The organism is Lysobacter sp. 1R34A (assembly GCF_051217035.1).
In the GTDB taxonomy this organism is placed as follows: Bacteria; Pseudomonadota; Gammaproteobacteria; order Xanthomonadales; family Xanthomonadaceae; genus Lysobacter.
On record NZ_JBPKJP010000001.1, the window covers coordinates 21,091 to 45,784 of the forward strand.

A 24,694-nucleotide genomic window follows, 5' to 3' on the forward strand; every position below is an offset into this window, starting at 1 on the left:
ACACCACAGGCAGGGCAAGGCAACGATGACTCGCAATCCGGTACGGCGCAGGCGCGGTTTGGTTTCGGTTTTCGACGGCAAGGCCTGGCCGATCGCCGCGGCACTGACCCTGGCGCTGGCCGGTGCGTCGAACGCCCAGGCCGCCGCGCCCGACCGCGACCCGGTCAGCGAGGTCAACACCTTCATCGGCAGCAAGGACGACGGCAACACCTTTCCGGGCGCGAGCGCACCGTTCGGCCTGATCCAGATCAGCCCGATCGGCGATCACTACAGCGGCTGGCGTTACGACGACCCGAAGATCCGCGGCTTCGGCCACTCCTTCATTTCCGGCGCGGGCTGCTGGGAGCAGGGCGGCCAGCTGTCGGTGCTGCCGACCACCGGCGAGATCGGCCCGGGCAAGCGTTTCGACACCAAGCAATTCAAGTCCTTCGACCAGAAGGCCTACGCCTCCAGCTATACCCACGACGGCGAAGTCGGCCAGGCCGGCTATTACAAGGTGCGCCTGACCGGCGAGGCCGCCGGCGACATCGAGGCCGAAGCGACCGCGCTGACGCGCGCCGCGGCCGAGCGCTACACCTTCCCGGCCGGGGCCAGGCAGGGCACGATTCTGGTCAACACCGGCCAGGCCAACGAACGCCATCTCGTCGTCGGCAGCAGCGTCCAGGTGATCGGCGACCGCGTCGTCGAAGGCAAGATCGTTACCAAGAGCTTCTGCGGCGGCCAGCAGTACACCACCTGGTACCGCATGGAGTTCGACCGTCCCTTCGCCAGCTTCGGCACCTGGGACGAAACCGGCGGCCACCCCGGCGGCCGCGCCAGCATGCAGGGCGACACCCGCCCGCACGGCGCCTGGTTCACCTTCGACACCAAGAACGGCCGCGCGGTCACCGCGATCAGCGCGATCTCGCACGTCGATGCCGAAGGCGCGCGCCGCAACCTGCGCGACGAAGGCACGAAGAACGGCAAACCGCTGAGCTTCGAAGCGATGCGCAAGCAGGCGCAGGACGGCTGGCGCAAGGAACTGGACTCGGTGCGGGTCGGCGGCGGCAGCGCCGAGGACCGTGTCGTGTTCTACACCGCGCTTTACCACTCACTGCTGCAGCCGCTGACCGGCAGCGACAGCGACGGCCGCTACCGCGGCTACGACACCGAAATCCACAAGGCCGAAGGCTGGACCTACTACGAGTACTTCTCGCTGTGGGACACCTATCGCTCGCAAAATCAGTTGCTGGCCATGCTGCGCCCGCAGCGCGCGCGCGACATCGCCAACTCCATGCTCAAGATCCACGAGCAGAACGGCTGGCTGCCGCGCTGGGGTTACGCCAACTACGACAGCAACGTCATGACCGGCGACCCGGCGACGCCGTTCATGGTCGACCTGTGGCGCTTCGGCGCGCTCGAAGGCCGCGAGCAGCAGGCGTACAAGGCCTTGCGCGAGAATGCCTACGGCGTGCCGCCGGCGCTGGTGCGCAGCAACGGCCGCGCCGGCAATCCGAGCTATCTCGAACGCGGCTTCGTCCAGTACGACCGCGCGTTCCCGGCCAAGAGCATGGACGTCGATCCGCATCACGGCGGCTCTTCGACCCTGGAATACGCGCTGGCCGATTGCTCGCTGTCGCAGATGGCCGATGCACTGGGCCAGAGCGCCGACGCGGCGACCTTGCGCGAGCGCGGCCGCAACTGGCGCAAGGTCTGGGACGCCGAGGCGGCCGATCCGGAGCTGGGTTTCCGCGGTTTCCCGCGTCCGCGCCTGGACGACGGCCAGTTCTACGTCGAGGCCGATGGCGGCTACAGCCCGCGTTCGCACCACGGCTTCCACGAAGGCACGGCCTGGCAGTACCAGTGGCTGGCGCAGCAGGACATGCCGGGCCTGGTGGCGGCGATGGGCGGGGCCGAGCAGACCGGCAAGCGCCTGGACGCGTTCTTCGCCTACGACCAATTGGTCGCCGATCCGCTCAACGCGGCGCGCAAGCAATGGGTGGTCGGGCCTTACAGCTATTACAACCAGTATCGCTACAACCCGAACAACGAGCCCGACCTGCACAGCCCTTGGATGTACACGCTGATCGGCCAGCCGTGGAAGACCACCGCGGTGCTGCGCTCGGCCCAGGCCTTGTTCACCAACGCACCCAACGGCGTGACCGGCAACGACGACCTCGGCACGATGTCGGCCTGGTATCTGTTCAGCGCGATCGGCCTGTACCCGGCGGTGCCGGGCACCGGCGAACTGCTGCTGCACACGCCGCGCTTCGAGAAGGTCGAGCTCGACCTGGGGCAGGGCAAGACCCTGACCATCGAAGCACCCGGCGCGGACGGCCGCGGCCTGCAGTACGTGCAGTCGGCCAGCTTCGACGGCAAGCCGCAGGACCGGGTCTGGCTGGACTGGTCGACATTGCGCAACGGCGGCATCTTGCGTTTCGCGCTCGACAAGACGCCGCCGGTGAGCGGCTGGGGCACGAAGACGGAAGCGCTGCCGAAGTCGGCCTGCGCCTCGCCGAAATGATGCAGCGACGCTTTTAGCAAACAAGTAACGCTGATTTCGGTCTGGGTCGTCCGCATGCATACCGTCGTCTCTGCCTGCGCGGGGATGACGAAAGCCAGGGCGGCGAAGTCCGCCCATTGCGCAAAGACCTCGTAACCCAAAGCCGCAGTCGATCCGTGCAGTCCGAGGAAACCGATTCGATGAAAGACGCATTGGCGAAGATGGGACGTTCGAAACTGCGCGTGGCGATGCTGAGCCTGGTCGGCGCGGCGATCGGCCTCGCGCCGCTGGCGCATGCGGACGAGATTCCGCTGGCCGGCGCGAGCAAAGTCGCCCACGCCGGCCCGGCCTCGGCCGCGCCCGATCTGGTGCCGTTGCCGGCGAAGCTGTCGCGCGGCGAGGGCGGGTTCGTGCTCGATGCCCATACCACCGTGTACGCCAACAATGCCGAAGCGCGCGCGGTGGCCCAGTTGCTGCGCGATGAGCTGATCGCGACCCAGGCCCTGACCCTGCCGCTGCGCAGCGGCGCGCCGCGCGCCCAGCCGGGCGAGGCCGAACCCGGCCGCTACGTGCAGTTGGTCGCCGAGCCGGTCGCCGCCCACGCCGATGCGCGTTCGAAAGAACGCTATACCCTGGAAATCACCGCGCGCGGCATCCGCCTGTCCGGCCCGCCGGCGGGGCTGTTCTACGGCTACCAATCGCTGCGCCAGCTGTTGCCGGCCTCGCGCAGCACGCAAGCGCTGCGCCTGCCGGCGTTGAGCATCGAGGACCAGCCGCGATTCGTGTACCGCGGCATGCACCTCGATGTCGGCCGGCATATGTACCCGGTCGCCTTCATCAAGCGCTATATCGACCTGATGGCGCAGTACAAGCTCAACACCTTCCACTGGCACCTGACCGAGGACCAGGGCTGGCGCATCGAGATCAAGCGCTATCCGAAGCTGACCAAGATCGGCGCGCAGCGCAAGGAAACCGTGCTCGGCCGCCACATAGACCCCTATGTCGGCGACGGCAAGCCCTACGGCGGCTTCTACACCCAGGAGGAAGTGCGCGAGGTCGTGGCCTACGCCAAGGCCCGCCACATCATGGTGATTCCGGAAATCGAGATGCCGGGCCACTCGCTGGCCGCGCTGGCCGCGTATCCCGAACTGGCCTGCACGCCGGGGCCGTTCGAGGTCGGCACCAACTGGGGCGTGTACGACGACATCTATTGCCCGAAGGAAGAAACCTTCAAGTTCCTCGAGAACGTCCTCGACGAGGTGGTGGCGCTGTTCCCGGCGCCGTACCTGCACATCGGCGGCGACGAAGCGCCCAAGACCCGCTGGCAAAGCAGCGAGGCGGCCCAGGCGGTGATCCGTCGCGAAGGCCTGAAGGACGAACACGAGCTGCAGAGTTATTTCATCCAGCGCATGGAGAAGTTCCTGCATTCGCGCGGCAAGCGCATCATCGGCTGGGACGAGATCCTCGAAGGCGGCCTGGCCCCCGACGCGACGGTGATGTCATGGCGCGGCGAAGCCGGCGGCATCGCCGCGGCGCGGCAAGGGCACGACGTCATCATGAGCCCGACCCAGTGTTGTTATTTCGACTACGGCCAGGGCCCGGCGCAGTACGAACAGTGGAACCTCGGCGGCGAGCTCAGCCTGGACAAGGTCTACGGCTACGACCCGGTGCCGAAGGAACTCGATGCCGCCCAGGCCAGGCACGTACTGGGCGTGCAGGGCAATGTCTGGACCGAATATCTCAAGACCGAGGCGATGGTCGAGTACATGGCGTTTCCGCGCATGCTCGCTCTGGCCGAAGTCGCCTGGACGCCGCAGGGCCACCGCGATTTCACCGATTTCCAACAGCGCCTGCGCGGCCAGTTCCCGCGCCTGGACCGCGAACGGGTCGGTTACCGCATCCCGGCACCGGCCGGCTTGAACGACGCGATGCAGGTGCAGGAGCAGGGCGCGCCCGACGAATTCGTGCAGGTGTTCGAGCTGACCGCATCGGTGCCGGGTGCGACCATCCGCTACACCGTCGACGGCAGCGAGCCGAGCGATGCTTCGCCCGTATACGCAGGCCCGATCGAACTGCGGGTGCCCCTCGACCAGGTGCGCAGCCTGCGCACCGTCACCGTGCTCGCCAACGGCCGCCGCAGCGGCGTGCACAGCGCGCAGGTGCACTACCGCAGCTACCGCGCGGCGGTGGCGCCGCCGAAGCGCAAGAGCGCCGGGCTGAGCTATCGCCTGTACGAGGGCCAGTTTTCCAGCCTCGACGAGTTCGAAGCCGCGGCCGCGCCGGTCGAGCAGGGCGTCGCGACGTCGCTCGACCTGGCGCCGTACGCGCGGCAGAGCCGCTACGGCCTGCAGTACGAAGGCCTGATCGAAGTGCCGGCCGACGGGGTCTATCGCTTCGCCTTGCAGGGCGACGACCGTTCGGCCTTGTACGTCGACGGCGAGCGGGTGATACGCAACGACAGTTACGACCAGACGCTGCACGGCTCGCTGCCGTTGCGGCGCGGTTGGCATCGCCTGCGCCTGGCCTGGTATCAGCGCGCGGGCGGGCAGAGCCTGCGCCTGCGCTGGGCGGCGCCGGGCCAGGCGCTGCGCGATTTCGATGCGAAGCGGGCGGTGCACTGATGTGCGCGGCGCCGTTCGTCGCGACGGTTCGACGATGTGCGGATGGTTTTTTTTTGCTCGGGGTTTAGATCGATCCAAATAGAACGCCACAAAACGCCACGAAAAAGCGCTGGATACAAAACGAAACGTAACCTTGGCCGAGGATTCGGCCGCGATTGGGAGGGGTAGCAGGTGAACCACAATCAGCACCGCAACGAGCGTCAACACCGCACGCCGGCCGAACGCCATCGCGCGCACCGCAACGTCCTGACCGCGGCGCTGCTCGCCGCTCTGTATCTGCCGTTTGTCGCGGCGGCGCAGGAAGCGAGCGCGCAGGAGCCGGCGACGGCGGCCGGCGAGGTCAAGTCGATGGACAAGATCACCGTCACCGGTTCGCGCATCAAGCGCGCCGAAGTCGAAGGCCCGGCGCCGGTCACGGTGATCAGCGCCGACCAGATCAAGCGCGAGGGCTTTTCGACCGTATACGAGGCGCTGAGCACCCTGACCGAGGTCACCGGCTCGGTGCAGGCCGACGTCAACAAGGGCCCGACCCCGAACGCCAGCCCGCTCAACATGCGCAACCTCGGCCCCGGCCGCACCTTGCTGCTGATCGACGGGCGCCGCGTCGCCGATTACCCGCTGCCCTACGAGGGGCGCGGCAATTTCGCCAATTTCAACAACATCCCGATGGCCGCGGTCGAGCGGATCGAAGTGCTGGCCAGCGGCGGCTCGGCGATCTACGGCTCCGACGCGATGGCCGGCGTGATCAACGTCATCATGAAGAAGAACTTCAGTGGCGACGAAGTGCGGATCAAGGGCGGCACCACCACCCGCGGCGGCGGCGATTCCTTCGATCTGTCCTGGACCGGCGGCCGCACCGGCGACAAGTGGAGCGCGACCTACGGCGTGCAGTGGAGCGGGCGCGAGACCTTGTTCGCCGGCGACCGCGAGTTCGTCGACTCCGACCTGGAGCCGGCCAATACGGTCAAGCCCCTGGTCAACGACCCCTGGCCGTGGGTCTGGGGCGTGGAGCTGATCGACAGCGCCAGCAAGCAGCGCGTGACGCCGCCGGCCGGCGCCTGCGACCGTTTCCAGGACCTGCCGCTGCATCACTTCATCGGCAACGAGGGCAACGCGCCCGAGTTCCCGGGCTACAGCTGCACCCAGAGCAAGGGCAACGCCCTGTGGAGCCTGCGCAACGGTTCCAACAACGTCTCGGCCTTCGGCAATTTCAGCTACGACTTCGACAACGGCATGCAGGCCTGGGTCAGCGCGTCGTTGTGGGACAGCGAAGGCGAATCGCGCCAGGACGAGGCGCTGCGCTTCGAGTTGAACCGCGGCGGCGCGTTCTACGACCAGGGCACCGGCCGCAGCTATCAGGCGCGCCGCGCCTTCACCGTGCCCGAGGCCGGCAGCCGCGATCCGTTCCTGTTCTATACCAACGAGCGTTCCTGGGACCTCGCCGCCGGCCTGCGCGGCCGCTTCGGCGAGACGCTCAACTGGGACGCCACCATCGGCCGCACCGAGTACGAGGTCGACTTCAGCTTCCCCTCGGTGGTGCAGAGCGCGGTCGACGAGTATTTCCTCGGGCCGCAACTGGGCACCAACGGCGGCCTGCCGGCGTATCAGTTGAACCAGAGCCGGTTCTGGAACCCGATGGACCTGGCGACCTTCCAACGGTTGACCACGCACGGCCACTCCAGCGCCAAGTCGTGGATGAACCAGGCCCAGTTCGCGGTCAACGGCGACCTGTTCGATCTGCCGGCCGGCCCGGTCGGTTTCGCCGCGGTACTGGAAGCCGGCTCGCAAGGCTATCGCCTCAGCCCGGACCCGCTGACCTTCGGCCCCAACAAGCAGTACGACCAGCCCGGCGGCACCAACCAGGGCGGCGGCGACCGCAAGCGTTATGCCGCCGGCGTCGAATTCAAGTTTCCGCTGCTGGCCTCGCTGGACCTGACCACCGCCGGCCGCTTCGACCGCTACGACGACGACAGCCGCAAGGAAGGCAACTTCACCTGGAACGCCGGCCTGGAATGGCGCCCGATCGACAGCCTGCTGCTGCGCGGCGCCTACAACACCACCTTCCGCGCGCCGGACATGCACTACCTGTTCGCCACCAGCGGCACCGGCACCCAGGAAAGCGCCGACGTCGCCTCGTGCATCAAGCGCAACCAGGGCCCGAACTGCGGCTCGGCCTCGGTCTACTACCGCCATGCCACCAGCCGCACCGGCAACCTCAAGCTCGACAGCGAAACCGGCAAGTCGTGGAGCGCCGGCCTGGTCTGGGACGCCACCGACAACCTGTCGTTCAGTGCCGACTACTGGCGCATGACCATCGACAACCAGGTGCGCGATTTCGACATCGCCGACATCCTCGACCTGGAAAGCCAGTGCATCAACGGCGTTCCGCGCCGGTCCTCGGACCGAATGCAGGTCGCGCCGGGTTCGTCGACCTGTTCGAGCATCCTCTCGCGGGTGACCCGCAGCAGCCCGGGCACCAACGCCTTCGGCGTCGCCGACCCCAACTTCCCCTTGGGCCAGGTGACCTCGGTGCGCAGCGGCCCGATCAACATCGCCTACCGCGAAGTGGCCGGCGTCGACGTGTCGGCCCGCTACAAGCTGCCGGCGACGGCCTGGGGCGATTTCAGCTTCGCGCTGAACTACACCAACCAGTTGAAGAACAACGAGCAGCGCGACCCGGGCGCGCCGATGCAGGAAAACCGCGACAACGACGTGCGCACCTTCGCCCGCGCTAGCGCCAGCTGGTCGCGCGGGCCGTGGAACGCCACCCTGTTCGCCAATCGCATCGGCCACACCAACGGCGACAACTACAACCGTTGCGCACCGGTCATGCCGGGCCAGACCTCGACCGAATGCCGGATGGTCGGCAAGCTGAAGGCGCCGGTCTACTTCAACCTGACCGCCGGCTATCAGTTGACCGAACAGGCCCGGGTCAACCTGTACATCGACAACCTGTTCGACGAGGCCGAGTACAAAGACCCGTACAAGATGTTCTTCATCTACGCCAACGAGCGAGTGTTCTCGCGGGTCGGCCGCGAAATCTCGGCCGAGTTCGTTTACAAGTTCGATTGATGCACGCAAGCGCGGCCGGCCGTACGCGGCCGGCCGCGGCAAACGCTCTCCAGTAAGCGGTGGTGGCCCGGCGATTCCGCGCTGTCCAGGCGGGACGCAGGGTTTTTTCCCGATTCTCGGGCAGGGGGCGCCTGGATAGGCGTCCCCGTTTTTCCGGGCTCGGCCGCGATCTGGCCACGAACTCATGCCCGGCCGCCGCACGCGGCCGCGCGACCACGGCAATCGACTCGTTGGGGCAAGCATGGCGACATTCCGGTCCAAGAACACCTTCGTTTCGGCGCTGCGCACCGCGGCGGCGATCGCCCTGATGCTGGCCGCCGCGCTGAGCGCGGACTGGGCCCGGGCGGCCGAGGCGGGCTCGCGGCCCCTGCACGGCGACTGGCAGTTCCGGCTGGTGCCGGGCGACCCGGAAGCCGCCGCGCATGCCGCCGCCACCGACTGGCGCAAGGCGCAGGTGCCGGGACATGTGCACACCGATCTGCTCGCCGCCGGCCTGATCGCCGACCCCTACGTCGGCGCGCGCGAGCGCAGCCTGCAATGGATCGGCCTGGCGCAATGGGAGTACCGCACGCGTTTCGACGTCGACCGCGCCACCCTGGCGCGCGCTCACGTCGAGCTGGTGTTCGAGGGCCTGGACACGTTCGCGACCGTGCAGCTCAACGGCGTCGAGCTGCTCAAGGCCGACAACAGTTTCCGCACCTGGCGGGTGCCGGCGGGGGCGCACCTGCGCGAACGCGGCAACGAATTGCGGGTGGTGTTCGACTCGCCGATCCGGCGGATGCTGCCGCAGGTGCAGGCGATGCCGAACAAGATCGCCGGCAATTACCCCTCGCCGTACGGCGACGAGCCGCGCGACGCGATGACCGCCAACTTCGTGCGCAAGCCCGGCTATCACTACGGCTGGGACTGGGGCCCGCGTTACGTCGGCGCCGGGATCTGGCGCGCGGTGCGGCTGGAGAGCTGGGACCGCCTGCGCCTGGCCGACCTGCACGTGCAGCCGCGCCGCATCGCCCGCGATGCCGCCGAGGCCACGGTCGAACTGGAGATCGAAAGCGATCGCGCCGGCGCGGCCACGATCGAGATCGACTACGCCGGCCCCGACGGCCCGGGCAAGACCCTGCGCCAGGAGGCTCAGCTGCACCGTGGCCGCAACACCGTGTCGGTGCCGCTGACCATCGCCCGGCCGCGGCTGTGGTACCCGGTCGGTTATGGCGAGCAGGCCTTGTACACCTTCAAGGCGCGCGTGCGCGATGCCGACGGCGTGCAGGCGGTCGGTCAGCGCCGCACCGGCCTGCGCAGCATCGAGCTGCGCCGCGAGCGCGACGCCGTCGGCCAGGGCTTCGCCTTCGTCGTCAACGGCATTCCGGTGTTCGCCAAGGGCGCCAACGCGATTCCCTTCGATGCCTTCCCGGCCCGAGTGACCCGCGAGCGGCTGCGCCGCGACCTGGAGTCCGCGCGCGACGCCAACATGAACATGCTGCGCAACTGGGGCGGAGGTTATTACGAGTCGGACGACTTTTTCGAACTGGCCGACGAACTCGGCTTGATGGTCTGGCAGGACTTCATGTTCGGCGGCGGCATGCCGCCCGGCTACGATCCCGCGTTCCGCGCCAACGTCGTCGCCGAGGCGCGCGACAACGTGCGCCGCCTGCGCAACCACCCGAGCATCGTGCTGTGGTGCGGCAACAACGAGGAAGAAACCGCCTGGAAGGACTGGGGCCATCGGACCAAGTTGACCGCGGCCGACCCGAAGTTCGCGCAGACGGTGTGGGAAGGCTACGTGGCCTTGTTCGGCCATGACCTGCGCCAGGTCGTCGCCGAAGAAGGCGCGGGCGTGCCGTACTGGTCGAGTTCGCCGAGCAACGACCTGGGCGAGAAGGCCAACGATTCCAACAACGGCGACAAGCACTACTGGGACGTATGGGGCGGCCCGGCCTTGCCGGCGACGGCCTACCTCGACGAGACCCCGCGCTTCATGTCCGAGTACGGCCTGCAGGGCTGGCCGTCGCTGCGCACCATCGCCAGCTTCGCCAGGCCCGAAGAGCAGGGGATCAACGCGCCGGTGATCCGCGCCCACCAGAAGTTCCTCGCCGGCGACGGCAACTCGCGGCTGTTGCTGTACATCCGCCGCGAGTATGGCGAGCCGCGCGATTTCGCCGATTTCGTTTATCTGAGCCAACAGGTCCAGGCCGAGGGGATCGAGCTGGCGGCGCTGCATCACCGCGCTTCGCGTCCGCGCACGATGGGTTCGCTGTACTGGCAGTTGAACGATGTCTGGCCGGGCGCGTCGTGGTCGAGCCTGGATTACTACGGTCGCTGGAAGCCGCTGCATTTCCACGCCAAGCGTTTCTTCGCCGACGTCGCCATCGCGCCCCTGCGGCGGCCCGGCAGCGGACGCACCGAACTGAGCCTGCTGTCGGATCGCACCGCGCCCTTGCAGAGCGAGTGGCGCTTGCGGGTCATGGACTTCGACGGCCGCGTCCATCGCGACGAACGCAAGCCGGCGACCTTGGCGGCGCTGGCCTCGACCGCGGTCGGCGCCTGGAGCGACGCCGAACTGCTCGGCGACGCCGATCCCTTGCGCACCGCGGCGGTGTTCGAGCTGATCGTCGACGGCAAGACGGTGTCGCGTCGCGCCGTCTACTTCGGCGAATCCAGGCGCCTGGCCTGGCAGGACCCCGAGCTGCGCGGCGAACTGCGCCGCGACGGCGACGGATACCGTTTGCAATTGAAGGCGAACAAGCTGGCGCGCGCCGTCTGGATCGATTTCGGCGATCACGACGTCGAGTTGGCCGACAATGCCCTGACTCTGCTGCCGGGAGAAACCGTGGAGATCGGGTTGAAGTCGAAGGCCGACCTGGGCAGCCTGCAGCGCGCCTTGAGCCTGCGGTCGTTGTATCGGCCTTGAGGGGCTGGGGGGCTCCGTTTCCGGTTTTCGTTGCCGAGAGCAAATCTCCCACGCTGCAGTAATGGGGTTTCAACGGCTTTCGCCGAGCGCTCGCCCCTTTGCCAAAGGGGGCGATGATCGACGCGTCGAGCATCGAAACCGGCACCAGCACCGGTTCCAGCCCCAGACGCAGCCTCGTGATGCTTGGTGCGCCCCTTTTGAAAAGGGGGCGGGGATTTGCTCCTACCCGACGCCGCAACCAGCCCAGCTTGCATCTACCCCAATCCGCCCCGCAGGCTGTGGCGCTCGCGCCACGGTCGCGCCGCTTGCATGGAAGCGACGCCCTTCAACCCCGTTCGCGCAGTCGCCGCGTTATGAGGTTGCAGACCCCGTTCTTAAGGAAGAGGTGACCGGTGAAACCGTCCTTCGCAGTCGTTCGTTCCGTGTTTTGCCTGTTGCTCGCCCTCGCGGCCGTCGCCAGCGCGCAGATCCGCAGGGACGTCACCGCGCCGCCCTTGCTGGAAGTGCGCGGCGCCGAAACCCCCATCGTGCTCGAATCGGCAAGGGTCGAAGGCGAGATCGTCGGCGGCCTCGCCCGGACCTCGGTCGAGCTGGTGTTCCGTAATCCGAACCGGCGGGTGCTCGAAGGGCAGTTGCAATTCCCCTTGCGCGACGGCCAGCAAGTCGCCGGCTTCGCGCTCGACATCGACGGCCAGTTGCGCGCCGCGGTGCCGGTGCCGAAGGACAAGGGTCGCCAGGTGTTCGAGGCGATCGAACGCCGCGGCGTCGACCCGGCGCTGCTGGAGAAGACCGTCGGCAATCAGTTCAAGCTGCGGGTCTATCCGATCCCGGCCCAGGGCACTCGGCGGGTGCGGCTGGAACTGGTCGAGTCGCTCGCGCGCGAAGGCGGCGAGTGGCGTTACGAACTGCCGCTGGCGTTCGCGGCGCAGGCGCGCAGTTTCAGGCTCGACCTGGTCTCGGCGCAGAAGCCGCGCTGGGTCGGCCTGGGCCAGCAGGCGGACATCGCCTCGCAGGCGGGCCGCTACCGGTTGGCCCTGCACAGCCGGCCGCTGGGCGACAGCCTGAGCCTGCGGGTGCCGGCGGCGAGTGCGCCTCAGGCCTACACCCAGGATCGCGAGGGCGAACGTTTCTTCCTGGCCGAAGTGCCCTTGGCCGGCCCGCGCCAGCCGCGTGCGCTGCCGAAGTCGCTCGGCCTGCTGTGGGACAGCTCGGCATCGGGCCGCAAGCGCGAACGCGCCAGCGAACTGGCGCTGTTGGATCGGTACTTCCGTGCGGCCGGCGAGGTCCAGGTCAGCCTGATCCGGCTGCGCGACCGCGCCGAGCCGGCGCGGGCCTTCGCGGTAAAGGGCGGCGACTGGTCGGCGCTCAGGCGCGAACTCGAAAGCACGGTCTACGACGGCGCGACCGACCCGGGCGGCTGGCAGCCGCAGCCCGGCATCGAGGAATACCTGCTGGTCAGCGACGGCCTGTTCAATTACGGCCAGCGCCGTTTCCCGGCCTTGCTCGGCGGCCAGCGCCTGTATGCGCTGAACTCGGCGGGCGCCGCCTCCGACCACGACGGCCTGCGCGCGCTGGCGCAGGCGCACGGCGGCCGCCTGGTCGCCTGGCAGCGCGCCGGCGAACTGGACCGCGCCGCCGAGGCCTTGCTCAACGAAGGGCCGCAGTTGCTCAGCGTCGACGGCCTGGGCACGAACGAGGTGGTCGCCGATTCGCCGTTCGCCGACGGCGGCCTGCTGCGCATCGCCGGCAAGCTCGGCGACCGCCCTGCGCGGCTGAGCCTGAAGGTACGCGACGGCGGCCGGGTCCGCGAAATCGCGGTGCCTATCGACGCCGACGCCCCCGCCAGCGCGTTGCCGGCGGCGCTGTGGGCGCAGTACTCGATCCGGGCCATGCAGGCCGACCCCGAACTCCACCGCGCCGCGATCGCGCGCCTCGGCCAGCGCTTCGGCATCGTCACCGCCGAGACTTCGCTGATCGTGCTCGACGATCTGGCCGACTACGTGCGTTACGACATCGTCCCGCCGGACCGCCTCGATGAATTTCACCGGCTCAAAGCCGAGCGCAGCGGCGAAACCGAGCGGTCGCGCCGGCAGAGCCTGGACCGGGTCGCCGCCTTGTATGCGCAGCGCATCGAGTGGTGGCAGCGCGCCTGGCCGAAGGGCATGCCGCCGCAGGCGCTCGACGCGGCCAAGCTGCGTCGCGCGGAGGAGGGTGCGCAAGGCGATGCACAACGTTTGCAGGCCTATGCGCCGGCGCCGGTCGCCGCGGCCGCCGCGATGCCGGCCGCCGAAGCCAGCGCGGGACTGGAAAGGATCGAGGTGACCGGCTCGCGCATCGACGCGATTTCTGCCGATGCGAGCGTCAAAGAGGAAGCAGCCCAGCCGGGCGCCGGCGCGCGCATCGTCCTGCAGCCCTGGCAGCCCGATTCGCCGTACGCGCGCCGCCTGCGCCAGGCCGGCGCCGACCGCGTCTATGCGATCTATCTCGACGAGCGCGATTCGCACGCGACCAGCACCGCCTTCTACCTCGACGTCGCCGACGTGCTGGTCGAGAAGGGACAGCGCGACCTGGCCCTGCGCGTGCTCTCCAACCTGGCCGAGATGGACCTGGAGAACCGCCACATCCTGCGCGTGCTCGGCTACCGCCTGATGCAGGCCGAGCAGCCGGCGCTGGCCGTGCCGGTGTTCGAGCGCGTGCGCGGGCTGGCCGAGGAAGAGCCGCAGAGCTTCCGCGACCTGGGGCTGGCCTATGCCGCCAACGCCCAGTACCCGCAGGCGGTGGAGGCCTTGTACGAGATCGCCCTGCGCGATTGGGACGGCCGCTTCCCGGGCGTGGAGGAAATCGCCATGGCCGAGCTCAATGCCATCGTCGCGGCGCATCCGCAGGCGGTGGACACCGCGCGCATCGACCCGCGTCTGCTGCGCAACCTGCCGCTGGACCTGCGCGTGGTGCTGAGCTGGGACAGCGACAACAGCGACATGGACCTGTGGGTGACCGACCCGAACGGCGAGAAGTGCTACTACGGCCACAAGCTGACCTACCAAGGCGGGCGCATCTCGAACGACTTCACCGGCGGCTACGGCCCGGAGGAATTCATCCTGCGCGACGCCAAGCCGGGCAAGTACAAGGTCGAGGCCAATTTCTACGGCGACCGCCAGCAACTGGTGACCGGCGCGACGACCCTGCACCTGTGGCTCGCCACCGGCTTCGGCGGCGCCCGGCAAAGCGAGCAGAAGGTGACCCTGCGCCTGAAGGACCGCAGTGAGGTGGTGATGGTGGGCGAGTTCGAGGTGAAGTGAGTCGGGCCGAGGGGGCCGCGGGGCAGGGCGGCGCGGCGGGCCGCCCGCCTCGGACAGGTCGGCTAGCGGGCAGGGTCCGCCGGTGCGGGGAAAGCCTGGTCGCGGCTCGCGCCGCTCGCGCCCCACAGGGCGCCGAGACAGGGGCGGCCTCCCGGCCGCCCGGGCTGCTAGAATCGGCGGTTCTCATCCGCATTCAAGACCATCGGACATGATCGAGCTCAATCCCGTCCGCCAGCGCATCGCCGACCTCCGGGGCCGGCTGGATTCGCTCAGGGGGTATCTTTGACTACGACAGCAAAGTCGAACGCCTCGAAGAAGTAAACCGGGAGCTCGAAAGCCCCGACATCTGGAACAACGCCGAACAGGCCCAGGGCCTGGGCCGCGAGCGCGCCAGCCTGGAAAAGGTCGTCGACGGCATCCGCCGTCTCACCGACGGGCTGATCGGCGCCGACGAACTGCTCGAACTGGCCGAGATGGAAGACGACGAGTCGACCGCGCTGGCCGTGGTCGAAGACGTCGAGCGTTACGCCAAGCAGGTCGAGGAACTCGAGTTCCGGCGCATGTTCTCCGGCCCGATGGACGCGGCCTCGGCCTTCGTCGACATCCAGGCCGGCGCCGGCGGCACCGAAGCCCAGGACTGGGCCGAAATCCTGCTGCGCATGTACCTGCGCTGGGCCGAGTCGCGCGGCTGGAAGGCCGAGCTGATGGAAGTCAGCGGCGGCGACGTGGCCGGGATCAAGTCGGCGACCTTCCGGGTCGAGGGCGATTTCGCCTACGGCTGGCTGAAGACCGAGACCGGCGTGCACCGCTTGGTGCGCAAGTCGCCGTTCGACTCCGACAACCGCCGCCACACCAGCTTCACCTCGGTGTTCGTCTCGCCGGAAGTCGACGACAAGATCGACATCGAGATCAACCCGGCCGACCTCAAGACCGACGTCTACCGCTCCTCGGGCGCCGGCGGCCAGCACGTCAACAAGACCGAATCGGCGGTGCGCATCACCCACGTGCCGAGCGGGATCGTCGTGGCCTGCCAGACCGAGCGCAGCCAGCACGCCAACCGCGACCGCGCCATGAAGATGCTCGCGGCGAAGTTGTACGAGCTGGAAATCCAGAAGCGCAACGCGGTGCGCGACGCGGTCGAGGCGACCAAGTCCGACATCGGCTGGGGCAGCCAGATCCGCAACTACGTGCTCGACCAGAGCCGCATCAAGGACCTACGCACCGGCATCGAACGCAGCGACACCCAGAAGGTGCTCGACGGCGATCTCGACGAATTCGTCGAGGCCAGCCTGAAGTCCGGACTGGAAGTGGGCTCGAAACGCAGCGACGCGGTTTGAAAGCCGGGATTCGGGAATCGGGAGTCGGGATTCGCAATGAATCCTCCCCGGTTCCAGATTCCGGCCCCCCAATCTCCGATTTCCTGGCTTAATTCCTCCTCCAATCCCCTGTGCCCGCCCTTATGACCGACGAAACGAGCCTGCCGCCCATCGACGAGAACCATCTGATCGCGGAGCGTCGCGCCAAACTCACGGCCATGCGCGGCGAGGGCATCGCCTTCCCGAACGACTTCCGCCGCGGCGATTTCGTCGGCGACCTGCAGGCGCAGTACATCGACGCCGAGCATTGGACCCAGGAAGCGCTGGACAGCGAGTCGCGCCGGGTCGCGGTCGCCGGCCGCATCCTGCTCAAGCGGGTCATGGGCAAGGCCAGCTTCGTCCAGATCCAGGACGAGTCCGGGCGCATCCAGCTGTTCCTGCAGGCCAACGCGCTCGGCGAGACCTACGACAAGTTCAAGGGCTGGGACGTGGGCGACATCGTCGCCGCGGAAGGCCCGATCACCCGCACCAAGACCGGCGAGCTGTCGGTCAAGGCCGAGACCTTGCGCCTGCTGACCAAGGCGCTGCGGCCGTTGCCGGACAAGTTCCACGGTCTGGCCGACGTCGAACAGCGCTACCGCCAGCGCTACGTCGACCTGATCGTGTCGCCGGACGCGCGCGAAGTGTTCGTCAAGCGCTCCAAGATCATCCGCTCGATGCGCGCCTGGCTGGACGCGCGGCGCTTCCTGGAAGTGGAAACGCCGATGATGCATTACATCCCCGGCGGCGCCGCGGCCAAGCCGTTCACCACCCACCACAATGCGCTCGACCTGCGGCTGTACCTGCGTGTCGCGCCGGAGCTGTACCTCAAGCGCCTGGTGGTCGGCGGCCTCGAGCGCGTCTACGAGATCAACCGCAACTTCCGCAACGAGGGCGTGTCGACCCGGCACAACCCCGAGTTCACCATGCTCGAGTTGTACGAGGCCTATGCCACCTACACCGAGATCATGGACCTGACCGAGGCGGTGATCCGCCACGCCGCGAGCGAAGTCCTCGGCACCACCCGGGTCGAGTGGGACGGCAACCCGATCGACCTCGGGCCGACGTTCCGGCGCTGGTCGATGACCGATGCGGTGCTCGAACACAACCCCGAGATCAAGCGCGAAGAACTGCGCGACCTCGAGGCGATGCGCGCCCATGCCGCGCGCCTCAAGGTCGCGGTCAAGCCGGGCTACGGCTGGGGCAAGCTGCTGCTGGAGATCTTCGAGAAGACCGTCGAGCACACTTTGGTCCAGCCGACCTTCATCACCGACCATCCGGTCGAAGTGAGCCCGCTCGCGCGCGCCAACGACCTCGATCCCGAGTTGACCGACCGTTTCGAGCTGTTCATCGGCGGCAAGGAGCTGGCGAACGGTTTCTCCGAGCTCAACGACCCGGAAGACCAGGCCGCGCGTTTCCAGGCCCAGGTCGACCAGAAGGACAGCGGCGACGACGAGGCCATGCACTACGACGCCGACTACATCCGCGCGCTCGAAGTCGGCCTGCCGCCGACCGGCGGCCTGGGCATCGGCATCGACCGCCTGGTGATGATGCTGACGGGCTCTTCGTCGATCCGCGACGTGCTGTTGTTCCCCTACATGCGTCCCGAAGCCGGCCTCTGAGCCGGCTTCTGAGCGGGCCTCCGGGCCGGTCGCAGGAGCCGGTGCGGCCGCCGGCGTAAACGCAGGCAAGCACACCGGGCGGCCAATGCGCTTGGCCGCTTCTCCGGTCGCGCCGCGTTGAACCGTGACGTACAGCGCTCATTCGCATACCGGATCCGGGCGATGGCGGACGATCCCGGATCGTCTAGGGACCTTCGGCGGCTGTCACAAGCATCCTGGCGGGGTATGCTCCCAGATCGGTCACCACAGGGGGTGACCCCCTTACGGAAGCCGGTGTGAACGTCGTTATCGTCGATGACCAAACGTCCGCGCGGACCATGCTGCGCCACATCATCGAGGACATCGCGTCCGAGTTGTCGGTGCACGATTTCGGCGAGCCCGAGGCCGCGTTGGCGTGGTGCGAAACGCACCAGCCCGATCTGTTGCTGCTCGATTACCGCATGCCGGGCATCGACGGGCTGGAATTCGCGCGCCGTTTCCGCCGCCTGCCGATGCACCGCGACATCCCGATCATCCTGGTCACCGTGGTCGGCGACGAGCCGGTGCGCCAGGCCGCGCTCGAAGCCGGGGTGATCGATTTCCTGGTCAAGCCGGTGCGCCCGCGCGAGCTGCGCGCGCGTTGCCGCAACCTGCTGCAGCTGCGCCAGCAGTCCGAAAACGTCAAACAGCGGGCCCTGTCGCTGGAACAGCGGCTGCTGTCGAGCATGCACGAGGTCGAGGAGCGCGAACGCGAGACTCTGTCGCGGCTGGCCCGCGCCATCGAATACCGCGACGCCGGCACCAGCGCCTACCTGGAGCGGATGTCGCACATCGCCGGCCTGATCGCCGAGCAACTGGGCATGTTCGAGGACGAGATCCGGGTCATCGAGATGGCCGCGCCGCTGCACGACATCGGCAAGATCGCCATCCCCGACGCGGTGCTGATGAAGCCCGGCCCGCTGACCGAGGAGGAGACCGCGATCATGCGCCGCCACCCCAAGATCGGCTACGAACTGCTCAGCGGCAGCCAGAACCGGTTCATCCAGGCCGGCGCCCTGATCGCTCTGCGCCACCACGAGCGATACGACGGCAGCGGCTACCCGGACGGGCTGGTCGGGGACGATATTCCCCTGGAGGCCCGGATCGTGGCGGTCGCGGATGTGTTCGACGCCCTGATTTCGCCGCGTCCGTACAAAAAAGCCTGGGACGTCGAGGAGGCATTGGGGTATATGTACGCTCAGCGCGGTCGTCTGTTCGATCCACGTTGCGTGGATGCCCTGATCCGCAGCCGAGCCCGGCTCGACGAAATCTGCGATCGTTATTCGGCCAGCTTCCCCCGTCCCGGCTTGGAGTAGCCGATGGCTTCCATCCTGCGCGTGGTCAAGGAGCGCCTCTCGAACCGCCCGGACAGCGAGCACGGGCAGGCGCTGGTGCGGTTGGTCATCGCCTGCCTGATCGTGGCCTACCTGTTGGGCCTGCGGGCCTTCGACCAGGCCAGCGTGGCCACTCAGACCATGCTGTGGGTGATGTCGGCCGAATCGGTGGTCGGCCTGGGCCTGATGGCGGCGATCGTGCGCTGGCCCGGGGTCTCGCACCTGCGCCGCTGGATCGGCATGCTCGCCGACTATTCGACCCTGGCGATGCTGATGTCGCTGGATGCGCCCTCGCTGGCGCCGCTGTACGTGATCGTGCTGTGGGTGACCATCGGCAACGGTCTGCGCTACGGCACCACCTACCTGTACACCGCCGCCTCGCTGGCCGGCGCCTCGTTCCTGGCCGTGGTGCTGAAGAACGATTACTGGCGCGGCCAGCCGTATCTGTCGACCGGCCTGTGGCTGGGCCTGGTGGCGATCCCGGCCTATCTGTCCTCGCTGCTGCGCAGCCTGCAGAAGGCGACCGAGGACGCGCGCCGCGCCAACGAGGCCAAGAGCCGATTCCTGGCCAACATGAGCCACGAGCTGCGCACGCCGCTCAACGGCATCATCGGCATGGCCGAGCTGATGCACGGCACGCGCTTGGCGCCGGAGCAGCGCGAATACGCCGACGTCATTCACGCTTCGGCCCAGTCGCTGTTGCTGCTGGTCAACGACGTGCTGGACATCTCGGCGATCGAGGCCGGCAAGCTGCAGCGCCGCGACATCGACTTCAACCTGCAGGAAGTGATGAAGCGGCTGCAGAAGATGCTGCAACCGCTGGCCGCGGCGAAGGGGCTGACGCTCAAGGTCGACATCGAGCAGGACGTGCCGGTGCGCCTCAACGGCGACAGCGCTTTGCTGACCCAGGTGCTGTTGAACCTGCTGCACAACGCGATCAAGTTCACCGAGAAGGGCGGGGTGTCGCTGGTCGCGCGCCTGGTCGGCGGCGGCACCGGCCCGGGCGCGCCCGGGGTCGAGCGCCAGGTGCGCCTGCGCTTCTCGGTGCGCGACACCGGCATCGGCGTGGCCAGCCAGGACGTCGACCGGATCTTCCAGGCCTTCGAACAGGTCGACAACGGCCCGACCCGCCGCTTCGGCGGCACCGGCCTGGGGACCACCATCGCCAAGACCCTGACCCAGTTGCTCGGCGGCGAGATCGGCCTGGAGGCCAATCCCGGCGGCGGCAGCCATTTCTGGGTCGAGCTGCCGCTGCGGCTGGAAGAGGCGGCGCCGGACGCGCCCGACGCCCAGCAGGGCAGCGGAAAGATCATTTCGTTCGAAGACCCGTTCCTGCGCCACAAGACCCGGGTGCGCAGTCTGCGGGTGCTGATCGCCGACGACCAGTCGGCCAACCGCACCGTGCTGACGCGGATACTCGAGCGCGCCGGCCACCGCGTGCAGGGCGCCAACGACGGCGAACAGGCCCTGGACCAGCTCGAACTCGGCCAGTTCGACCTCGCCGTGCTCGACATGCACATGCCCGGGCTCAGCGGCCTGGACGTGATCCGGCAACTGCGTTTCATGCAGGCCGGCAACGGCCGCCGCACCCCGACCATCATCCTCAGCGCCGACGCCACCTTGCAGGCCTCCGAAGCGGCCAGCGAGGCCGGCGCGATGGCGTTCTTGACCAAGCCGATCGTGGTCGGGCGCCTGCTCGAGACCATCGCCGACGTGGTCGATTCGCAGCGCATGCCCGCGGTGCGCGCGATCAGCGACGTCAGCCGTCCGCTGACCAACCCGGCGGTGTTGGCCGAGCTGGCCGAAATGGGGTTGGGCGATCAGTTCCTGCGCGATTTCGTCGAGCAGTGCCTGAAGGACGCGCAGTCCTGCCAAAGCGACCTGGAGGCCGCCGCGGCGGTGGCGCGTTGGGACGAGTTCCGCGAGATCGCCCATGCCTACAAGGGCGTGGCGGAAAATCTCGGCGCGCACTCGATCGCCGAGCGCTGCTCGCAGGTGATGCGCGCAAGCGATGAAGTCCTGGTACGCGAGTGCCCGAAACTCGTGCTGGATCTCGCGACGCAGTTGTCGGCGGTGGCCGACGTCAGCCGGCAGGAAGTCGCGCGCCTCAGTCGCGGCAACCGCGGCAAGGACGTCCCCGACGTTTCTTGACAGCCTCCTGCCACGCGAGGCGCGTGGCAGGCCCCCCCCTGCAAGACATCAGGCCAGCGCCAGCGCCGGCGCGGCCGCGCCGGCCCGGCGCTGCTGCGCACGCACCAGGCGTTCCATGGTCTTGAGCCCGCGGTCGTTGAGGCGCATCGCCGCATCGACCCATTCGGTGGTCACCGACAGCAGCTCGTCCAGGCTGACCGGACGGCAGGCCTGGCGGACCGTGTTCATCGCCCGCAGCGCATTGCCCATGCGCTGGTTGCGCTTGATCAGCTCGGACGCGGCCTGCAGGCCGTAACCGCGCGGCACGACCTGGTCGACGACGCCCATGCGCAGCAGTTCCTCGACCGGGTAGACGCGGGCGTTGAGCATCATCCGTTCGGCCTGGACCGCGGTGACGCGACGGGTCAGGAAGGTATAGGCGCCCATGCCCGGGAACAGGTCGAACAGCACCTCCGGGAACCCCATGCCGGTGCCGGCCTCGGCGATGATGGTGTGGCAGCACAGCGCGGCCTCGAAACCGCCGCCGAGCGCATCGCCCTGGATCACCGCGATGCTGTGGACCCGGTCTTCGTGCAGCTGATACAGATTGAACGCGACCTCGATGCACAGGCGCGCGTACTCGAGCAGGCGCTGGCGGTTGCCGCTGCGGATCATGCGGGAGAACAGCGCCAGGTCGCCGCCGAGGTTGAACACGTCGGCGTCGGAGGCGAGCACGAAATGGTGGATGCCGGCGCGCGGATCGCAATCGGAAGCGAGCTCGCGGCGGATCCGTTCCTGCACGCGTTTCATGTCGTCGAGCAGGTGCTCGGAGAAGCAGGGCGAGTAGGGCGCGTCCTGTCCATGGACGTGGTTGGCGGGCTGGGCGTGCATATAGCCCCAGTCGGTGCCGCTGGCCGGGTCGGCGACATGGCGGAATAGGGCGGGAACGTTCGCGATTGGCAGACGGGCGGACATGGACATGGCGGACTCCTGAAGGACGGTGGCGGGCCGGGATTACCCGCGTTTCGATGCTACACCTCGCCCAGGCATCGTTCAGACAAGGTTCTGTCTGCCTCCTGGCGCATTCATTTCAGGCACATTCCGGTGCGGTGTCCGGGCACGAAAAAGCCCCTCGGCAGAGGGGCTTAGGGAAAGCCGGCGCCCGCGGCGCCGGCGATGTGTCGCGGAGCTTACTTCGGCGCGTCGCGCAGTTCCCGGCGCAGGATCTTGCCGACGTTGGTCTTGGGCAGCTCGGTGCGGAACTCGACGAACCTGGGGTGCTTGTAGCCGGTCAGATTGATCCGGGCATGCGCCTTGACGTCCTCGGCGGTCAGCGCCGGGTCCTTCTTGACGATCACCACCTTGACCGCTTCGCCGGACTTCTCGTCGGGCACGCCGACCGCGGCCACTTCGAGCACGCCCGGCATCATCGCGATCACGTCCTCGATCTCGTTGGGATACACGTTGAAGCCCGACACCAGGATCATGTCCTTCTTGCGGTCGACGATGTAGAAGAATCCCTTCTCGTCCATGCGCGCCATGTCGCCGGTGTGCAGCCAGCCGTCGTCGTCGATGACGTTGGCGGTTTCCTCGGGGCGGTGCCAATACCCCTTCATGACCTGCGGGCCCTTGATGCACAACTCGCCGACTTCGCCGACGCCGAGGAGGTTGTTGTTCTCGTCCTTGACGCAGGCGTCGGTCGAGGAGATCGGCAGGCCGATCGAACCGTTGTACTCGGGCAGGTCCATCGGGTTGATGCACGCCGCCGGCGAGGTTTCGGTGAGGCCGTAGGCTTCGACCAGGGTGATGCCGGTGACCTGTTTCCAGCGTTCGGCGACCGCGCGCTGCACCGCCATGCCGCCGCCGAGGGTCAGGTGCAGGTGGGAGAAATCGACCTCGTCGAAACCCGGGGTGTTGAGCAGGCCGTTGAACAGGGTGTTGACGCCGGTGATCGCGGTGAACGGCGTCTTCTTCAATTCCTTGACGAAAGCCGGCATGTCGCGCGGGTTGGTGATCATGTGGTTGAGGCCGCCGAACTTCATGAAGACCAGTCCGTTCGCGGTCAATGCGAAGATGTGGTACAGCGGCAGCGCGGTGATGATGATCTCGTGGCCGGGCTTGGCGTTGGTGCCGACCCAGGCCGCGGCCTGCTGCATGTTCGCGACCAGGTTGCGATGGGTCAGCATCGCGCCCTTGGCCACGCCGGTGGTGCCGCCGGTGTACTGCAGGAAGGCGATGTCGTCCGGCGAGATCTCGATCTCCGGCAGCTTGTGCATCTGGCCGAGGGTGAGGGTGTCGCGGAAGCGCACTGCGCCGGGAATGTCGTAGTCCGGCACCATCTTCTTGACGTACTTCAGCACGAAGTTCATCACCGGGCCCTTGAGCCCGCCGATCATGTCGCCCAGGCCGGTGGTGATGACCTGCTTGACCTGGGTCTGGCCGACCACGTCCTGCACGGTCTTGCCGAAGTTGTCGAGCACAAAGATCACCGACGCGCCGGAATCGTCGAGCTGGTGCTTGAGCTCGCGCGCGGTGTACATCGGATTGGTGTTGACCACGGTCATGCCGGCGCGCAACACGCCGAAGGTCGCGATCGGGTACTGCAGGCAGTTGGGCATCATGATCGCGACGCGATCGCCCTTCTTGAGCTTGAGTTCGCCGAGCAGATACGCGGCGAACTGCGCGCTGAGGCGGTCGATGTCGCCGTAGGTCAATACCTTGCCGAAATTGGAGAAGGCGGGACGGTCGCGATAATTTTCGATGGCGTTTTCCAGCACCGACACGATGGACGGAAACTCGTCCACGTTGATCTGCGCCGGCACGCCTTCAGGATACTGAGCAAGCCACGGTCGTTCGAAACTCATCGCGATCCCCTCTTTAATCGCTCGTCGATTCTGGCCGGCGGCCCGCTGTGTGCGCTGCCGTACGGTATTTTCTCGATTGGAGCATAGGCTCTACTGACTGGCAAGGCGACGCCGCCGACGACGGTGCGGGCAGTGTCCGCGGCCGAGCGGACCTGTCACGATGGCGCTCCGGCCGGGCGCGCCGGGCGCGCGAACGGTCGTGCGAAAGAGCATCCGAAGCGGTCGCCGAGGCGGCCAGCGTGGGGACTGCGGTACAGGGAGGCTTGTGGTGAACAACGCGAACCGCCGCGACGATGGCAACGAGCTGCGGCGAACCCCGGGCTTTGCAACTCCGTGGCGCCGATTGGCGCTGGGCGCGGTGCTGGCCTTGCTGGCGACGGCCTGCGGCCGCGACCCGCCGGAGCAGCGCCTGCGCGAGTCGGTCGCGCAATTGCAGGCGGCGATCGAGCAGCGCGACGCGCCGGCGCTGCAGGAATGGCTGGCGGACGATTTCGTCGGCCCCGAAGGCCTGGACCGCGAAGGCGCGCGCCGGCTCGCGGTCGGCAGCTTCCTGCGCTACCGGCAACTCGGGGTGACGATCGGCCCGCTCGACGTCGCGATGCGGCCCGAGCACGCGACCGTACGCTTCACCGCGGCCTTGACCGGCGGCTCCGGCCAGCCCCTGCCCGAGGCGGCGCGCGTGTACGAAGTGGAGACCGGCTGGCGCGAGCAGGACGGCGACTGGCGCATGACCTCGGCGCGCTGGACAGCGAAGCTGTAGTCGCGAACGGGCGTGGCGCCGGGCGAGGCCCCGGGTGGCGCGAAGACCCCAGATGAGGCCAGAGCGGCCGAAGCCGCTCTCGCCAGTGCCGGTAGCCGCGAGATCGCGTGGCTCCGTAGGCCGGTGGCCAGGGCCACCGGCGGGTCTTCCGCTCGGTCGGCAACCGCTCAGGCCGCCTTGCGCGCGGCGAGCTGGCGCAGCACGTAGTGCAGGATGCCGCCGTGGTGGC

12 protein-coding genes are annotated in these 24,694 nt (G+C 68.0%); 10 read left to right on the plus strand and 2 right to left on the minus strand.

Translation table 11 applies throughout. From position 1 onward, the window contains the following. The first annotated feature begins 58 nt into the window (after nucleotides 1–58). From ACSAMQ_RS00085 to ACSAMQ_RS00125, 9 genes are all read left to right on the plus strand, one after another. Entirely contained in the window at nucleotides 59–2,503 is a 2,445-nt protein-coding gene (locus ACSAMQ_RS00085) for a GH92 family glycosyl hydrolase (RefSeq protein WP_435393674.1), read from the plus strand. A gap of 179 nt (nucleotides 2,504–2,682) precedes the next feature. Then, a complete protein-coding gene (locus ACSAMQ_RS00090) occupies nucleotides 2,683–5,103 on the plus strand; it encodes a family 20 glycosylhydrolase (protein ID WP_435393675.1) in 2,421 nt (806 codons plus the stop codon). A 171-nt stretch (nucleotides 5,104–5,274) separates the two neighbouring features. Further along, nucleotides 5,275–8,175, plus strand: a complete 2,901-nt coding sequence (locus ACSAMQ_RS00095; protein ID WP_435393676.1) for a TonB-dependent receptor plug domain-containing protein — start codon at nucleotides 5,275–5,277, stop codon at nucleotides 8,173–8,175. 307 nt (nucleotides 8,176–8,482) lie between these two features. Continuing rightward, complete coding sequence (locus ACSAMQ_RS00100) at nucleotides 8,483–11,083, plus strand: beta-mannosidase (RefSeq protein WP_435393881.1); 2,601 nt, start codon at nucleotides 8,483–8,485, stop codon at nucleotides 11,081–11,083. Between the two features lie 392 nt (nucleotides 11,084–11,475). Next, the gene (locus ACSAMQ_RS00105; protein WP_435393677.1) at nucleotides 11,476–14,382 is read left to right on the plus strand and encodes a VIT domain-containing protein; all 2,907 of its coding nucleotides are present in this window, start codon (nucleotides 11,476–11,478) and stop codon (nucleotides 14,380–14,382) included. Nucleotides 14,383–14,590: 208 nt separating this feature from the next. Beyond that, a protein-coding gene (prfB, locus tag ACSAMQ_RS00110) for a peptide chain release factor 2 (RefSeq protein WP_435393678.1) occupies nucleotides 14,591–15,719 on the plus strand; the annotation gives its coding sequence in 2 pieces (ribosomal slippage) (nucleotides 14,591–14,665 and nucleotides 14,667–15,719; 1,128 coding nt in all). Nucleotides 15,720–15,841: 122 nt separating this feature from the next. After that, on the plus strand, nucleotides 15,842–17,359 hold the full coding sequence (gene lysS, locus ACSAMQ_RS00115) for a lysine--tRNA ligase (RefSeq protein ID WP_435393679.1): 1,518 nt from the start codon (nucleotides 15,842–15,844) through the stop codon (nucleotides 17,357–17,359). A 212-nt stretch (nucleotides 17,360–17,571) separates the two neighbouring features. Continuing rightward, nucleotides 17,572–18,693 carry an HD domain-containing phosphohydrolase gene (locus ACSAMQ_RS00120; RefSeq protein WP_435393882.1) on the plus strand — a complete coding sequence of 374 codons (1,122 nt, stop codon included), beginning with the start codon at nucleotides 17,572–17,574 and terminating at the stop codon, nucleotides 18,691–18,693. Between the two features lie 3 nt (nucleotides 18,694–18,696). Continuing rightward, nucleotides 18,697–20,862, plus strand: a complete 2,166-nt coding sequence (locus ACSAMQ_RS00125) for a response regulator (protein WP_435393680.1) — start codon at nucleotides 18,697–18,699, stop codon at nucleotides 20,860–20,862. Between the two features lie 48 nt (nucleotides 20,863–20,910). Here the strand turns inward: ACSAMQ_RS00125 and ACSAMQ_RS00130 are convergent, their stop codons facing one another. Then, nucleotides 20,911–21,816, minus strand: a complete 906-nt coding sequence (locus tag ACSAMQ_RS00130; protein WP_435393883.1) for a crotonase/enoyl-CoA hydratase family protein — start codon at nucleotides 21,814–21,816, stop codon at nucleotides 20,911–20,913. Between the two features lie 215 nt (nucleotides 21,817–22,031). Beyond that, complete coding sequence (locus ACSAMQ_RS00135) at nucleotides 22,032–23,705, minus strand: long-chain fatty acid--CoA ligase (RefSeq protein WP_435393681.1); 1,674 nt, start codon at nucleotides 23,703–23,705, stop codon at nucleotides 22,032–22,034. Nucleotides 23,706–23,973: 268 nt separating this feature from the next. Between ACSAMQ_RS00135 and ACSAMQ_RS00140 the strand changes: the two genes are divergently transcribed. After that, nucleotides 23,974–24,465: a nuclear transport factor 2 family protein gene (locus ACSAMQ_RS00140; protein WP_435393682.1), complete on the plus strand. Its 492-nt coding sequence runs from the start codon at nucleotides 23,974–23,976 to the stop codon at nucleotides 24,463–24,465. Nucleotides 24,466–24,694: the final 229 nt, after the last annotated feature.

Bases quoted from the DNA above. Each gene is read 5' to 3' on its own strand.
- ACSAMQ_RS00135 (WP_435393681.1), bottom strand. From the start codon at position 23,705: ATGAGTTTCGAACGACCGTGGCTTGCTCAGTATCCTGAAGGCGTGCCG.
- ACSAMQ_RS00125 (WP_435393680.1), top strand. From the start codon at position 18,697: ATGGCTTCCATCCTGCGCGTGGTCAAGGAGCGCCTCTCGAACCGCCCG.
- lysS (WP_435393679.1), top strand. From the start codon at position 15,842: ATGACCGACGAAACGAGCCTGCCGCCCATCGACGAGAACCATCTGATC.
- ACSAMQ_RS00100 (WP_435393881.1), top strand. From the start codon at position 8,483: ATGCTGGCCGCCGCGCTGAGCGCGGACTGGGCCCGGGCGGCCGAGGCG.
- ACSAMQ_RS00130 (WP_435393883.1), bottom strand. From the start codon at position 21,816: ATGTCCGCCCGTCTGCCAATCGCGAACGTTCCCGCCCTATTCCGCCAT.
- ACSAMQ_RS00090 (WP_435393675.1), top strand. From the start codon at position 2,683: ATGAAAGACGCATTGGCGAAGATGGGACGTTCGAAACTGCGCGTGGCG.